Source organism: Pseudomonas sp. S30_BP2TU TE3576 (assembly GCF_050436025.1).
Lineage (GTDB): Bacteria > Pseudomonadota > Gammaproteobacteria > Pseudomonadales > Pseudomonadaceae > Aquipseudomonas.
This window is the reverse complement of sequence record NZ_JBNDLK010000001.1, coordinates 2,584,964-2,599,609: the sequence shown is the minus strand read 5'-3', so window position 1 is coordinate 2,599,609 and position 14,646 is coordinate 2,584,964. Positions and strand designations below refer to the sequence as shown.

Sequence of the window (14,646 nt, the reverse complement as noted above, 5' to 3'; positions counted from 1 at the left end):
GTTTGCGCGAAATATATGACTGCTTGATTAAATGTGGTCATTCGCCCTGGTAACGCGTTCGGCGAAGTCTTTGGCGTTGATCTCGCCGATCACCCGCACATCGGCACGTTCGACGCCGTCCTTGCCGAAAAACATCAGGGCCGGTGGACCGAACAACTGGTAACGGTCGAGCAGGGCGCGTTGCTCGGCGTTGCTGGTGGTGATGTCGAAACGGATCAGCCGGTAACCCTTGAGGCGTTCGACGACGATAGGGTCGTTTAGCACCTCATGCTCGATGACTTTGCAGCTGATGCACCAGTCGGCGTACCAGTCGAGCAACAGCGGTGTGCCGGATGATCGTGCGTCGGCGAGTGCACGATCCAGATCGGCCGGGGTGCTCACGGTTTGCCAGGCGCTGGTGCTTTGCGCAGGTCCGCTGTTGTCGGCAATACGGGGCTGGCCAATCGGGTTGAGCGGGTCGGTCTGGCCGCTGAAGGCTCCATACCAGCAGGCCAGCGCATAAAACAGCAAGAACATGCCGAGCAATTGGCCCAGACGCTTGCGCGGCGGTTTATAGACGAACTCCAGCGCCCCCATGAACAAGCCCACGCCGCCGGCCAGCAAACCGATCAGCAGCAAGGTGACCTGACCCGGCAGGACGCGGCTGAGCAGGCCGATGGCGAGCCCGAGCAACAACACCCCGATCGCGTTTTTCACGTAGACCAGCCACGGACCGCTTTTCGGCAGCCAGGCGGCGCCACCGGTGGCCACCAGCAACAGCGGAGCACCCATGCCGAGACCGAGCATGAACAGTTTCAGGCCGCCGCCCAGCGCATCGCCACTGGCACTGATGTACAGCAGCGCACCGGCCAATGGCGCCGAAACACAGGGTGAAACCAGCAAGCTGGAGACCACGCCCAACACCGCGGCGCCCCACAGTGACCCGCCTTTGGTGCGTCCGGCGATGTAGTCCAGGCGACTGCTGATGGCATGCGGTAACTTGAGTTCGAATACGCCGAACATCGCCAATGCAAACACGGCGAAAAACATCGCGAACGGCACCAGCACCCAGGCCGATTGCAGCCGCGCCTGTAGATTGAGCTGGGCACCGAACAAACCCATCAGCGCACCCAGCAGGGCAAAGCAGGCAGCCATCGGCAGCACATAGGCCAGCGACAGATTGAAACCGCGCCAGCCGCCGACCTGGCCACGCAGCACCACGCCGGACAGGATCGGCAACATAGGCAGCACGCAGGGCGTGAACGTCAGGCCCAGGCCCGCGAGGAAAAACAACGCCAGTTCGCGCCAGCTCCATGGATAAGTCGTCGCCGGGGCGCCGCTGCCATCGATGCTCAGGCGCTCGGTTTCCGGCGGATAGCACAGGCCTTTGTCGGCGCAACCCTGATAGGTCACGGCCAGGGTGAAGGCGCGTTGATCGGTGCGCGGCAGCTCGACGTCGAGAATGCCGTGGTAGACCTCGACGTCACCGAAGTATTCATCGTGCTTTTTCTGGCCGTCGGGCAGTTTTGCCGCACCGAGGGCAACATCGGCTGGATCGGTGCGAAACTGAAAACGGTGGCGGTAGAGGTAATAACCTTCGGTGGCGACGAAGCGCAGCTTGATCGATTGCGGCGTGCTTTCTACCAGACTCAGCTGGAAGGCTTCGCGCACCGGCAGGAAGTCGGCGCTGTTGTTGATCGAGCCCAGAGTCGAATTGGGACGATTTTCCAACAGGCCGGTGGCGCTGGCCGGCAGGGCGAACACTAAAAACAGTAGGCAGAGCAGGCGGCGCATGACGATCTCGCGTATCGGAATTGGGGGGATGATAGCGGACAGTCGCAGTATAGGCAGGGGAGTGCTGGGGTGATTGTTCTGGCGCCATCGCGAGCAAGCTCGCTCCCACAGGGGATTTGCGTCTTGCACAGATCAAATGTGGGAGCGGGCTTGCTCGCGAAACGGTCTGTCAGACGCGGAAGGCTTGAACGGCGGTGTGCAATCGCCCGCCCAGCACCAGCAGGTTCTCCCCTTGCTCACGTCCTTCGCCAATGCGCAGCAGGTTATCCCCGCCCAACTGGTGAATTCGCTCACTGTGGTCACGGATCTCGCTGACAGCGCCGCTTTGCTGGGCAGTGAGATCGGCGATGCGCACCGCTGTGTCGGAAATGGTCTGGATTGCCCCGACGATTTTATCCAGCGCGCCATCGGCGGCCTGAGCCTGATTGGCCGTGGCTTCGGCGTGTTCGACCTGGGCGCGCATGCCTTCCACCGATTGCCGCGCAGCAGTTTGCAGCCCGGCGATCAGCGTCTGGATTTCTGCGGTGGCCCCGGCGGTACGTTGCGCCAGTGAGCGCACTTCTTCCGCCACCACCGCAAAGCCTCGACCCATTTCCCCGGCGCGAGCCGCTTCAATGGCCGCGTTCAAGGCCAGCAGGTTGGTCTGGTCGGCAATCGAGCGGATCACCGTCAACACACCGCCGATGGTGGCCGATTCTTCAGCCAGGTGTTCGATCATTTGCGCATTGCCTTGCACTTCATCTACCAGCGCATGCAGGCCGGTGAGGCTCAGGCCGATGACTTTCTGTCCGTGCTCCACGGCCAGGCCGGCGTGACGGCTGGCGTCGGCGGCCTGGCTGGCATCGCCGGCGACCTGCTGAATGGTCGCTTCCAGTTCGCTGAGGGAGTCGCGGATCAGTGCCGTGTCGCCGGCCTGATGTTCCGCACCGTCATGTAAATCGTTGCTCAGGTCGGCCAAGGTGCGGCTGCTGCCGGCCACTTGCTCGGCATTGAGACGAATGGTCCCCACCAGATCCACCAGATAAGCGCGCAAGCGGTTGAGCGACGCCTCAATGTCATGCAATTCGCGGTTGGTGTTGCCCAGTTGAATGTCACGGCTGAAGTCGCCTTCGGCCCAGGTCGACAGGGCCGGAGCGAGGTTGGTCAGGGTCCGGGCCAGTTTGCGCTGCAGGGTGTCGATCAGCAGGGCGATCAACAGAATCAAGCCGATCATCACGCCTTGCATCAGCCGTACTTCACCCTGGATCTGCCCGTGCTGGGCGCGCACCACCGGTTCCAGTCCGGCAATGGCCTGTTGCACGTCGGCGATTTTCAAGTGAGTTGCGGTGCTGAGATCGGCGCGTCTGCGGATTTGATCGCGAGTGCGCGAAAGTTCGGCCGGGTAGCGGGTGAGCAGGCTGTTGAACTCGCGCTTGAGGCCGACGCCGGCATCTTCGGCGACGGTTTTTTCCTTGTTCTCAAGGCCCATCATCGAGGCGAAGTCATCGGTGTTCGATTCGCTGCTGGTGGTCACGCCCAGCAAGGGCAGGGCATCGAGTTTCTCGGCCTGGGTGCGGATGTTGGCGACTTCGCGCTCGACATCGGCGGCCAGTTCACTGCGGCCGCTGCTGACCAGTTTGTCCCGCGCCAGCGACAATTTGCCCAAGTGCTGCGACGCGATGAGCAGCGGCGTTAGGTAGGTCGTATTACCGCTGGCGTACTGGCTGAGCTGATCGAGGCTGGCACTCAGTTCGCGCTCGGCCTGCAGCAGCAAGGCTTGTGGGTCGCCTGCCAGTTTGCCGGCGGCCAGCAGGTCGGTTTTGCTGAATTCTTCAAGGGTCGACAGGCTGGGACGCAACGTCTCGGCCAAGGCCGGTGGCAATTCGCCGAGCTCTTTTTGCAGGTTGTCGATGCCCTGGGCGGCACTGCTCAGGCGCAGTGCATCGCCACTGCCAAGGTAATCCTCGATGCTGCGGGCGACTTCATTCTGAAATTGCTGCGACATTCCCAGGTAGCGCTCCATTAATAGATACGGACGCTCAAGGGCTTTCTGCGACCACCACAACGTCGCGCCGAGGGCCACGCACACGGCCACCAGAAGGAGGGTATTGAGATTGGTCAGCAGCTTCAGGCGCATTCGGACTACCAACGGCAGAAATGGTAAGTGCCTGAAGTTATTGCGTTTCTGTTACAGGGTTATGACCGTATCGGTCGATTCCGATAAAAAAGTGGCACTTTGCCTTGGTGTGCGAGCGGCCTGTACGCGATTGCGTCCGCCGCCCTTGGCACGGTACAGCGCCTCATCGGCCTGACTGGCCATCATCAGGCTGTCGGAGCTTTCGCATAACTCCACCACCCCGGCACTGAAGGTGCACCACAGATCCTGGGGTTGCGCGGGGTAGTGAATCTCGGCAAAACGCTGGCGGATTTCATCGAGTACGTTGTAGGCCGCTTCGATATCGGTGTCCGGCATGACGATGGCGAATTCTTCGCCACCGTAGCGGCCGATGAAGTCGGTTTTGCGCAGGCGTTGCTTGAGAAACAGTGCCAGGCTTTTGATCACCCGGTCGCCCATGGGGTGGCCGTGACTGTCATTGACCCGTTTGAAATGGTCGATGTCGAGCATGGCAAAGCTCAGCGGCTTGCTTTCGCGGCGGGCGCGGAACGAGCAGTCTTCGAGCAATTGCAGGATATGCGTGTGGTTGTACAGGCCGGTGAGGCTGTCGCGGACCATCCGTGCCTTGAGATTGCGGGCCCTTGCTGCGCGGTTGCGCACGGTGGTGATCAGGTGCCGGGGCTTGATGGGTTTGGTCAGGAAGTCATCGCCGCCCTCGCTCATGGCGTCGAGCTGCTTGTCCAGGTCGTCTTCGGCCGACAGGTAAATGATCGGCACGCTGACATAGCGGTCGTTGTGGCGGATCACCTTGGCCAATTCCGTACCGGTGCAGGCCGGCATGTACATGTCGAGGATGATCAGGTCCGGCTGGAAGTCCGCCAGTTCGGCCATGGCCTGGATCGGTTCGATCAATGTCCGGGTGACGATCCCGGCGCTGTTGAGCAGGCGCTCGGTGTGCAGGGCCTGGGCACGGGAGTCGTCGATGATCAGTACTTTATAAGGTTCGTACTGGGCGACGCAGGTCAGGACTTCGATCTTCTCCAGCAGGCTCGACGCTTCGAGGGTGCCGGTGAGGAACTCCTGGCCACCGGCGCGCACGGCGGCGAGGCGGGTCGGGGTGTCGGTTTCGTGCAGGCTGAAGAACAGCAGTGGCAAGCGCTGATCCAGGCCTTCCTGGGCTTCGGCGGCCAGTTTCAGGCCGACACCGGGGCCGCTGAAATCCACGTCCATGACAATCGCCGCGGGCAAGCGCTCGATCATCGATGAGCGAAACGCGTCTACGCTGTCCAGGGACTGGGCGCTGAGCCCGAAGAATTCCAGTTGTTTGGCCAGGCGCTCGGCCCGGTCGTGATCCTGCAGCACTACGTAGATGGGTTTGCGCAGCGGTGGCAGGAAGGTTTGATCGAGCTGATCGCCATGGCGCAGGCCAGTGCGCGACAGGCGTTGCATCAAGCGATTGAGGTCGGTGATCAGGCCGCTGCTCAGGCGTCCGCGATTGGCGTCGACAGCCTCCAGGGACTGACCGATGTGGTGGGCCAGTTGCGTGTGTTCGGGTTGCTCGAAACGCTCGGCGAAACGCAGCAGGCGCAGATTGGCCTCGCTCAGTTCCGAAAGGTCGGTGGTTGACCACTCACTGCGTTGCAGGCGTTGCCATATCTCAAGAATCTGACGAGCCTGATGAATTACCCGCTGGGCAAAGTGGTGCTTGAGGCGCTCGCGGCTGGGGTCTTCTGGCTCGGTCATATCCTGACTACTAGTTAGGGTGCACACTGAGGTCGACTGGTGGCTCTATGCTAGCACCACTTTTCCATTACATGAGTGCTGTACGTCAATAATCTGCAATGTGACTTCATTCAGTTTGTGACTGATCGGTCTGGTTCTGGCCTTTAAAGTCGTGCTGTGCAGGGGCGAAGTGCTTGCATCAGGGCACTTGACGGGCGTGGGGTGGCAATTGGCGAGTGACTGACATTTGGCCGTTCGTGATTTTTTGTCTGGGTTGATCGGCCCGTTTTTTTCTCCTCAGGGGCTCAGGGATTCCCTTAGGGAGTAATCCAAACCATAAGGGGGATTTCGACGGCTGCAGTGTTGTCAGGTGCGCAGGAGCTCTTTTCATCCGCAGCCCGGTAATTTTCCCCATCGGTGCAATGGCGGGTGCCGGGCCAAGGCACGTTGTTGTATGGTTGTGGTCGAACCGTGAACTCAAGAGCTTGAAAGGATATCGCCATGCTGGACTGGAAGAACCGCACAGGCAGTGCGCCTGAACGTGCCGCTGAACCGAAGTCGGAGACCCGCAGTTACCTGGGCGGTCTGTTGTTCAGCCGGGCGCTGGCCACTTTACTGGGCATCTACCTGTTGGTGGCGAGTGTCCTGGGCTGGTACTGGAGCCAGGAGCCGGCGCTGTTCCCGGTCCAGCAAACCGCCCAACTGGCCGCCGAGAAAGAAGGCAAGCAGATGGTCGTCGGCTACACCACGGTGGAAACCCTCAAGACCGTCGCCGGCACCTTGCTGACCAAACCGGGCGGCTATATTTCCAACGACCGATTCCCGCCAGGCCTGTGGATGGACAACATGCCGAGCTGGGAATATGGCGTGTTGGTGCAGGTCCGCGACCTGAGCCGTGCGTTGCGTAAAGACTTCGCCCGTTCGCAGTCGCAGTCTGCCGAAGACGCCGACCTGGCCAAGGCCGAGCCGCGTTTCAACTTCGACAACAAGAGCTGGGTGCTGCCGTCCAGTGAATCCGAATACCAGGAAGGCATCAATTCCCTGAGCCGCTATCAGGCGCGCCTGTCCGATCCGAACCAGAAGAGCGCACTGTTCTATGCCCGCGCCGACAACCTGAACAACTGGCTGGGTGATGTCGGCACGCGTCTCGGTTCGCTGTCGCAACGGCTGTCGGCCAGTGTTGGCCGGGTCAAGCTCAATACCGCGTTGAAAACCGAGGTGGTGGCGCCGGGTGTGGCGCCGCAGGTCGACGAGGAAATCGTCGAGACTCCATGGTTGCAGATCGACAACGTGTTCTACGAAGCCCGCGGTCAGGCCTGGGCCTTGTCGCATTTGCTGCGCGCCATCGAAGTCGACTTCGCCGATGTGCTGGCCAAGAAGAACGCCACGGTCAGCGTGCGTCAGATCATTCGTGAACTGGAAGCGTCGCAGGAGCCGGTGTGGAGCCCGATGATCCTCAACGGCAGCGGTTTCGGTGTGCTGGCCAACCACTCGCTGGTCATGGCCAACTACATTTCCCGGGCCAACGCGGCGGTGATCGATTTGCGTCAATTGCTCAATCAGGGCTGAGTCATGGTCGAAAACACCAGGGAAGCCGTACACCGTGCGGCCTCCGATGCCGAACAGATCGCCTGGGTCGACGAGCAGGACAACCTGCTCGGCGCCCTGGTCCGTTCCGACTTGCGCGAGCGCGGGCTGATCGGGCGCGGCACCTACATTATGTTGTTCAATTCCGCTGGCGAGCTGTGCGTGCATCGCCGCACGCTGAGCAAGGCGATCTATCCCGGTTACTGGGACGTGGCGGCGGGGGGCATGGTACTCGCCAGCGAAACCTACGCCGAGTCGGCGGCCCGGGAGCTGGAAGAAGAGCTGGGCGTGAGCGGTGTGGAGTTGACCGCCCACGATCACTTTTTCTTCGAAGACACCGGCAATCGGCTGTGGTGTTCGGCGTTCTCGGCGGTGTGGGACGGCCCGTTGATCCTGCAGCCGGAAGAGGTGCTCGAAGCGCGCTTTATCCCCATTGATCAGGTCATGCTGGAGATCGAGCAAAAGCCTTACTGCCCGGACTCGTTGGCGGCATTGAAGCGCTATCTGAAGGCTCAACAAAGCAACGTCGCAAAACAGCTATAAATTGGCGCCGATTGGCTCTTAGCAATCGGCGTTTTTGCCGTTACACTGCGCGACCTTTTTAAACTGAACCGGTATTGCTCCTACACAAGGTCGTAATTGGGTTGTACCGTTTCAGTAGCGCTGCCCCTGCCTGAGTGGGGCTTCGCGGTCGATAGCCTTCCCAAGTGCTGCGACCAGTCTTTGTCCTCCGAAGAGGATTGCCGGTGGCCAAAAAAGCCGCATCCTTCGCCGCCCTGGGCGGCCTGGTATTTTCCACCGACGCAGGTCGTCATTGTCCGGAATGCAGTAAACCGGTGGACGCCTGCATCTGCAAACAGACCGTTATCCCGGCCGGCGACGGCATCGCGCGCGTGCGTCGCGAAAGCAAGGGCCGTGGCGGCAAGACGGTGACCACCATCACCGGCGTGCCATTGGCTGAAGACGCGCTCAAGGAACTGGCCACGACGTTGAAGAAACGCTGTGGGACGGGAGGGGCGTTGAAAGACGGTGTCATCGAAATCCAGGGCGATCATGTCGAGCTACTCTTGGCAGAACTGATCAAGCTCGGTTTCAAAGCGAAGAAGTCCGGCGGCTAGCAGCCTCTGTGAAAACCACCCTCGGCTTGATCCGGTCCTGATGGCATTCAGGCCTGGTGGCGTCCACATGGTTTTCACAGAGCCTGTTCATGACCGGTTTCTAAACTCACTGCGGTCGGCGGGGTCTATTGCCTCGCTGACGAACCGTCATTTTCATTCTTTAGACTGCGCCGGCCTGAACCCAGGCGACGCACTATGACTTCTTTATAGGGGACTTCGATGTCCGTACGACGCACACGCAAAGACGATGGCAGCCCAATGGACAGTTGCGGATAGTCGCAGTGTTTACGGGATTCGCCATTGGGGGGCCGGGTATTTCGCGATCAATGACGCCGGTCGCGTCGAAGTTCGTCCGAACGGTCCGAGCAGCTCGCCTATCGACCTGTTCGAGCAAGTCGACCAGCTGCGCAAAAGCGGCTTGTCCTTGCCGTTGCTGGTCCGTTTTCCCGACATTCTGCAAGACCGCGTGCGTCAGCTGACCGGCGCGTTCGATTCGAACATCGAGCGTCTGGAATACCAGAGCAAGTACACCGCGCTGTACCCGATCAAGGTGAACCAGCAGGAAGCGGTGATCGAAAACATCATCGCCACCCAAAACGTTTCCATCGGTCTGGAAGCCGGTTCCAAGCCTGAACTGCTGGCCGTGCTGGCGCTGGCGCCGAAGGGCGGCACCATCGTTTGCAATGGCTACAAGGATCGTGAGTTCATTCGCCTGGCGTTGATGGGCCAGAAGCTCGGCCACAACGTGTTCATCGTGATCGAGAAAGAATCCGAAGTCGGCCTGGTGATCGAAGAAGCGGCCTCGCTCAAGGTCAAGCCTCAGGTCGGCCTGCGTGTGCGCCTGTCGTCCCTGGCATCCAGCAAGTGGGCAGACACCGGCGGCGAGAAATCCAAGTTCGGCCTGTCGGCGGCGCAACTGCTGTCGGTGGTCGAGCGTTTCCGCGCGGCCAGCCTGGACCAAGGCATTCGCCTGCTGCACTTCCACATGGGTTCGCAGATCGCCAACCTCGCTGACTACCAGCACGGCTTCAAGGAAGCGATCCGTTACTACGGCGAATTGCGTAACCTCGGCCTGCCGGTGGACCACATCGACGTCGGTGGTGGCCTGGGCGTGGACTACGACGGTACGCACTCGCGTAACGCCAGTTCGATCAACTACGACATGGACGACTACGCCGGTGTCGTGGTCGGGATGCTCAAGGAATTCTGCGATGCGCAAAGCCTGCCGCACCCGAATATCTTCTCTGAAAGCGGCCGCTCGCTGACCGCGCACCACGCCATGCTGGTCGTGCAGGTGACCGACGTCGAGAAGCACAACGACGACGTGCCGCAGATCGAGAACAAGGAAACGCTGCCGGAAACCGTGCAGTGGCTGGTGGACTTGCTGGGACCGACCGACATCGAGATGGTCACCGAAACCTACTGGCGCGCCACGCACTACATGAGCGATGTCGCCGCCCAGTACGCCGACGGAAAGCTGACCCTGGCCGAGAAAGCCCTGGCCGAGCAATGCTATTTCGCCGTGTGCCGTCGCCTGCACAACTCGCTGAAGGCGCGTCAGCGTTCCCACCGCCAGGTGCTGGACGAACTCAATGACAAACTGGCCGACAAGTACATCTGCAACTTCTCGGTGTTCCAGAGCCTGCCGGACACCTGGGCCATCGACCAGGTCCTGCCGATCATTCCGCTGCACCGCCTCGACGAAGAGCCACTGCGTCGCGCGGTACTGCAAGACCTGACCTGTGACTCGGACGGCAAGATCAATCAGTACGTCGACGAGCAGAGCATCGAGACCAGCCTGCCGGTGCACGCCCTGAATGACGGTGAGGATTACTTGCTGGGTGTGTTCCTGGTCGGTGCCTACCAGGAAATTCTTGGCGACATGCACAACCTGTTCGGTGACACCGACTCGGTGAACATCTACCAGAACGCCGACGGCAGCGTGTACCACGCCGGTATCGAAACCCACGACACCATTGAAGACATGCTGCGCTACGTGCACTTGTCGCCGGAAGAACTGATGACTCACTACCGCGACAAGTGCGCCAGTGCCCGCATCAGCGCAACCGAGCGCACCCAGTTCCTCGATGCCCTGCGCCTTGGCCTGACCCGTTCTTCGTACCTGTCTTCCTGAGATCAGCACCACGCTCATCAGGTTGTCTGAAATTTTTCCGTTTACCGCGGAAATTTCAGATGACCTGGTGCGGCGATTCTGTTTTTTCTAGCGAAACTGCCCACGTCCTTGGCGATCTATGCCATTTGGTCTTCTTTTCGCGTAGGTCATTTCCTAAGTTGTACTTCGGCACTCTACTCGGCCATGTCTCTCAGCGAGAATCCCCGGCCGCCCCTCCTGTAGAGAAACGCCGATGTTCAATCCAGTCAGCGAACCGTCATTTCGTCTGGATGTAGCAGGTCTGCCCGACGCCCTGGAGGTCCTGGCCTTTACCGGTAGAGAGGCCATCAGCGAGCCGTTTGTGTTCGACATGGAGTTGCTGATCGATGACCCGATGCTTGACCTTGCCCGTTTGCTGTACCGCCCGGCCTCCCTGCATTTCGGGCCTGCCGGAAGCCACGTGCATGGACAACTGCATGAACTCGTCCAGCGTGATCATGCTCCGGGAGCCCGACTCTGCCAGGTGCGCCTGGGGCCAAAAATAGCGTGCCTGGCCCAGCGCTCCAGCCAGCGGATCTTCAGCGCCCGTTCGGTGCCGCAAATCCTCGACCAGGTGCTCAAGGAGCACGGCATTACCGGCAAAGATCGACGCCTGGAGCTCGGCGGCGATTACCCGCCCAGGGATTTCTGCACGCAATATCGGGAGTCGGACCTGCAGTTTCTCCAGCGACTGTGCGCCCAGGAACGCCTTCACTATCACTTCGAGCACCGGGCTCGCGGGCACTGCGTGGTGTTCAGCGATGATCAGCAGCATTTTCGATCCGGCGAACCTGCGATATTCCGCCGCGAGGGCGATCGGCCGGCGGTGCGGCGGTTCGAACGTCAGCGCTGCAGCGAGACTGTGACGCAGCGAGCGGAATGCCGGACGGACCTGGCGACCTTGCGCAGCGGTCAACTGATGTCGCTGTCCGGTCATCCGGTTGCCGAAAGTAATCGCCTCTGGCTGCTGACCCATGTCGAGCATTGGGGCAGCCAGGAGGCGACGACGCCTTACCATAATCAGGTCCGGGCCGTGCACTGGCCGACACCACTCGAGCCACCCCGTGCGATGGTCAAGCCAAAAATGCATAGCCTGCAACGGGCGTGGGTAGTCGAGGTCGATGAACCAAACCCTGACCCGGCAAGGCCGGTAGCGGTGCAATTCGACTGGCTGTATCAGGGCGAAGGGGCGACGCCCAGTCATTGCTGGTTACCCCTGGCCGGGCAGTTGCAGGCCTCAACGTTCTCGTCATTGCGGGAAGGGACTGAGCTTGTCGTGAGTTTTGTCGAGGGCGATCCCGATCAACCGCAGATAACCGGCTTGCTGCATGTACCGGCAACGGTCGAGGTGACAGGCGCTGACACCCCCCAGCCCACCCACACCCATGCAGAGGGCCTGGAGCAATGGTTGCGCTCGGGAGAGCCATTGATGGTGCTGTGCCTGCTGCCCGGCGGTGGCAGCTTCAACCATTGCGCACAGGCGTTGTGCACCTGTCGTCTGGCGACACGGCTTGGCCAGAGCGCCGGGGCATGATGGCCACAAGCATGCCCGAGGCACCTGCGCAGTGGTTACTGCTGGATGTGCCGGGCACGCCGCAGGCGGGTGTCGCCCTGAGGCAGATGTTTGCGCAGGCCCGGTGGTCGGGGTTGTTCGAAGGTACGGAGTGGCATGCGCTGCGTGAGCAGGGACCGGTCCTGGTCGATCTGCGCTCATGTCGGGCACTGGCCGATTTATGCCGCGTCGACGGACAACGCTGGCCCGGATTGCTGATGGACAGCGAGGCCAGCGCATCGTCGTTGCTGGCGCATTTGCGGCGCATGCTCACGGTCACGCTTGGCCTGCACCGGGCCCTTTTGAGTTACTACAACCCGATCACGGCCAGCTACTTTTTCGATGCCTGCGATGCCGCTGAACTGAGTCGCTGGCTAGGTCCTGTCAGTCATTTGCGCTGGTTCGGCGGTACCTGGGCCGACCGCGCGACGGGTTGTGCAGGCTGGCAACGTTTGTCCAACCCGGGGTTGGCGGTCAGCCCGTTGGCGATTGAGGAAAGCCTCAACGCCGGGCAACTTGAAAAACTGCAAACCTGCCTGCTCGAACAGCATGCCTGGCGCTGGAGCCAATCCACCGGTGCCGATTTCCCTCGCCTGTGGACCCATGTGCAGGAAGGGCTGACGCTGGGTTTCAGCGAGCGCCCGGTGCTTGATGGCTGGATATGGCTACGCCTGCAGTATCCCGATTCCGTGCCCGTGCAGCCGCTGCCGGGGCTGACCCAACAGGAGCGCCTCGATAGCCTGCGTCACCTCTGGCAGAACGACCCGCCCTGGCCATAAGGTCGAAATTGATGGTGCGGTCTATTCGACGGCTGTCCCGCCCCCTCAGTGAGTGCCGCTGGCGAACCAGCCATCGTTGCGACGCAGGCGCCAGGCAATCACACCGAGGGTCAGACTGCGCAGCAGCATGAACACCAGAAAGGTTATCCACAGGCCATGGTTGCCCCAGCCTTGCAATGCCCAGCCGAAAGGCAGCACCAGCGCCACTGTCAGCAGCATGCCGTTGCGCATTTCCCGGGCGCGTGTGGCGCCGATGAACAGGCCATCGAGCAGGTAACTCCAGACGGCAATCAGCGGCAGTACAGCGAGGTAGGGCAGGTAGATGAACGCGGTGTCGCGCACGCTCTGAATATCGGTTTGCATCTCGATGAACAAGTGCCCGGCAAACAGAAATAGCGCGGCAAAGCCCAGGCTTGCCAGCAACGACCAGCCGCACGCCACCACCAGCGAACGGCGCAGGGCATCGCGGTCGCGGGCGCCAAGAGCATGCCCGCACAGGGCTTCGACGGCGTGGGCCAGGCCGTCGAGGGCGTGGGCGGTCAGCAACAATCCATTGAGCAGCAGGGCATTGGCAGCGACCGTGGCGTCGCCCAGTCGCGCGCCTTGCACGGTGATCAGGAAAAACACCGATTGCAGCGCCAGGCTGCGGATGAAAATGTCGCGGTTGACCGCCAGCAACGGCCGCCAACTTTGCCACAGCGCCAACGCTGCCCAGATGATGTGACCGGGATAGGCGCGCAGGGCTTTGCGGGTCATCAGCAAACCGATCAGCGCCCCCGTCCATTCGGCAATCACCGAGGCCCGGGCCGCACCGACCACGCCCCATTCCAGGCCGAGGACGAACCACAGGTTCAGGGCAATGTTGACCAGGTTGGTGCTCAGCAGAATCGCCAGCGGCGCCCGGGCATTCTGGGTGCCAAGGAACCAGCCGACCAGCGCATAGCTGGCGAGCGCCGCCGGCAGGCCAAACAGGCGGGTGTGGAAGAACTCGCGGGTCAGTTGATCGAGCGCCGCCGACGGTTGCATGAAATGCAACGCCACCCCGCTCAATGGCACGCCCACCGCACCCAGCACAATGGCCAGGCCGATGGCCAGCAAGAGGCCTTGCAACAGGATCTGCCGCAAAGCCGCGCCATCCCCGCGCCCGGCCGCCTGGGCGGCGAACCCGGTAGAGCCCATGCGCAGAAAACCCATGGCCCAGGCGAGGAAGGTATACAGACTGGCCCCGACCGCGACGGCGCCGAGTTGATGAGCGTGGGGCAGGTGACCGATGACGGTACTGTCGACCAGCGCCACCAGCGGTACGGAAATGTTCGAAAGAATCATCGGCGCGGCCAGCGCCCAGACCCGGCGATGGGTAGGGCGGTCGCGCCAGTCGGCGGTCAGGTTGGACATGCAGGCTCCTTGGGAGCGAGCATTGTAGCGGCACATCGAGAGCAAGCCGCGATCCATTGTGGGAGCAGGCTTGCTCGCGAAAGCGGTCGTCCAGTTAATAAAAATTCGACTGACACTCCCTCTTCGCGAGCAAGCCCGCTCCCACAGGTGTCCGGTAGGGTCAGTGAATAATCCAGCTGAGTAACCAAAGCCCCAGCATCAACCAGATGATCCCCATGATGAACGACGCATTGAGAAATGCGCGGATCGCCGACCACAGCAGTATCAGCCCGAGGATCAAGGTCACGATGCTGACGATCGAGGTGTCCATGCCCAGCGCGCTGGACAAGCCTTCGACAAAGTTGCTGCTGGCGTTGCTCAACAGATTGAACAGCCCACTGAGGCCATCAACGATGAAGCGGATGATCGAGCCGAGTACCTGGCCGAGCCATTCGGAAAAACCTTCTACCTGCATGGAATGGACATCCTGATTA

General features: G+C 61.2%; 10 protein-coding genes and 1 pseudogene. 6 read left to right on the top strand and 5 right to left on the bottom strand.

The window, feature by feature from the left end:
• Nucleotides 1-27 precede the first annotated feature (27 nt).
• The 3 genes from ABIA48_RS11820 to gcbA all read right to left on the bottom strand — a co-directional run bounded on the left by ABIA48_RS11820 (nucleotide 28) and on the right by gcbA (nucleotide 5,611).
• Nucleotides 28-1,773, bottom strand: a complete 1,746-nt coding sequence (locus tag ABIA48_RS11820) for a protein-disulfide reductase DsbD (RefSeq protein ID WP_429488784.1) — start codon at nucleotides 1,771-1,773, stop codon at nucleotides 28-30.
• Between the two features lie 169 nt (nucleotides 1,774-1,942).
• Nucleotides 1,943-2,986 (bottom strand): methyl-accepting chemotaxis protein, encoded by a 1,044-nt coding sequence (locus ABIA48_RS11815; RefSeq protein ID WP_429492852.1) that lies wholly within the window; start codon nucleotides 2,984-2,986, stop codon nucleotides 1,943-1,945.
• Between the two features lie 954 nt (nucleotides 2,987-3,940).
• Nucleotides 3,941-5,611 carry a diguanylate cyclase GcbA gene (gene gcbA, locus ABIA48_RS11810; protein WP_429488782.1) on the bottom strand — a complete coding sequence of 557 codons (1,671 nt, stop codon included), beginning with the start codon at nucleotides 5,609-5,611 and terminating at the stop codon, nucleotides 3,941-3,943.
• Between the two features lie 480 nt (nucleotides 5,612-6,091).
• Here gcbA and ABIA48_RS11805 point away from each other — a divergent pair, with 480 nt between their 5' ends.
• The 6 genes and pseudogenes from ABIA48_RS11805 (at nucleotide 6,092) to ABIA48_RS11780 (ending at nucleotide 12,778) form a co-directional block, all read left to right on the top strand.
• On the top strand, nucleotides 6,092-7,159 hold the full coding sequence (locus ABIA48_RS11805) for a DUF2333 family protein (protein ID WP_108230350.1): 1,068 nt from the start codon (nucleotides 6,092-6,094) through the stop codon (nucleotides 7,157-7,159).
• Between the two features lie 3 nt (nucleotides 7,160-7,162).
• Nucleotides 7,163-7,720 carry an NUDIX hydrolase gene (locus ABIA48_RS11800; protein ID WP_429488780.1) on the top strand — a complete coding sequence of 186 codons (558 nt, stop codon included), beginning with the start codon at nucleotides 7,163-7,165 and terminating at the stop codon, nucleotides 7,718-7,720.
• 203 nt (nucleotides 7,721-7,923) lie between these two features.
• Nucleotides 7,924-8,295, top strand: a complete 372-nt coding sequence (locus ABIA48_RS11795; RefSeq protein WP_007991289.1) for a translation initiation factor Sui1 — start codon at nucleotides 7,924-7,926, stop codon at nucleotides 8,293-8,295.
• Nucleotides 8,296-8,514: 219 nt separating this feature from the next.
• Nucleotides 8,515-10,429 (top strand): annotated as a pseudogene (gene speA, locus ABIA48_RS11790) (arginine decarboxylase).
• Nucleotides 10,430-10,661: 232 nt separating this feature from the next.
• Nucleotides 10,662-11,981 carry a type VI secretion system Vgr family protein gene (locus ABIA48_RS11785; RefSeq protein ID WP_429488777.1) on the top strand — a complete coding sequence of 440 codons (1,320 nt, stop codon included), beginning with the start codon at nucleotides 10,662-10,664 and terminating at the stop codon, nucleotides 11,979-11,981.
• Nucleotides 11,978-12,778: a DUF4123 domain-containing protein gene (locus tag ABIA48_RS11780; protein WP_429488775.1), complete on the top strand. Its 801-nt coding sequence runs from the start codon at nucleotides 11,978-11,980 to the stop codon at nucleotides 12,776-12,778. The genes ABIA48_RS11785 and ABIA48_RS11780 overlap by 4 nt, the downstream gene beginning before the upstream one ends.
• 45 nt (nucleotides 12,779-12,823) lie before the next feature.
• Here the strand turns inward: ABIA48_RS11780 and ABIA48_RS11775 are convergent, their stop codons facing one another.
• Both ABIA48_RS11775 and ABIA48_RS11770 read right to left on the bottom strand, forming a co-directional pair.
• Entirely contained in the window at nucleotides 12,824-14,173 is a 1,350-nt protein-coding gene (locus ABIA48_RS11775) for an MATE family efflux transporter (protein ID WP_429488773.1), read from the bottom strand.
• A 160-nt stretch (nucleotides 14,174-14,333) separates the two neighbouring features.
• The gene (locus ABIA48_RS11770; protein ID WP_007991300.1) at nucleotides 14,334-14,627 is read right to left on the bottom strand and encodes a hypothetical protein; all 294 of its coding nucleotides are present in this window, start codon (nucleotides 14,625-14,627) and stop codon (nucleotides 14,334-14,336) included.
• Nucleotides 14,628-14,646 lie beyond the last annotated feature (19 nt).

Bases quoted from the DNA above. Each gene is read 5' to 3' on its own strand.
- ABIA48_RS11820 (WP_429488784.1), bottom strand. From the start codon at position 1,773: ATGCGCCGCCTGCTCTGCCTACTGTTTTTAGTGTTCGCCCTGCCGGCC.
- ABIA48_RS11815 (WP_429492852.1), bottom strand. From the start codon at position 2,986: ATGATCGGCTTGATTCTGTTGATCGCCCTGCTGATCGACACCCTGCAG.
- gcbA (WP_429488782.1), bottom strand. From the start codon at position 5,611: ATGACCGAGCCAGAAGACCCCAGCCGCGAGCGCCTCAAGCACCACTTT.
- ABIA48_RS11805 (WP_108230350.1), top strand. From the start codon at position 6,092: ATGCTGGACTGGAAGAACCGCACAGGCAGTGCGCCTGAACGTGCCGCT.
- ABIA48_RS11800 (WP_429488780.1), top strand. From the start codon at position 7,163: ATGGTCGAAAACACCAGGGAAGCCGTACACCGTGCGGCCTCCGATGCC.
- ABIA48_RS11785 (WP_429488777.1), top strand. From the start codon at position 10,662: ATGTTCAATCCAGTCAGCGAACCGTCATTTCGTCTGGATGTAGCAGGT.
- ABIA48_RS11780 (WP_429488775.1), top strand. From the start codon at position 11,978: ATGATGGCCACAAGCATGCCCGAGGCACCTGCGCAGTGGTTACTGCTG.
- ABIA48_RS11775 (WP_429488773.1), bottom strand. From the start codon at position 14,173: ATGTCCAACCTGACCGCCGACTGGCGCGACCGCCCTACCCATCGCCGG.
- ABIA48_RS11770 (WP_007991300.1), bottom strand. From the start codon at position 14,627: ATGCAGGTAGAAGGTTTTTCCGAATGGCTCGGCCAGGTACTCGGCTCG.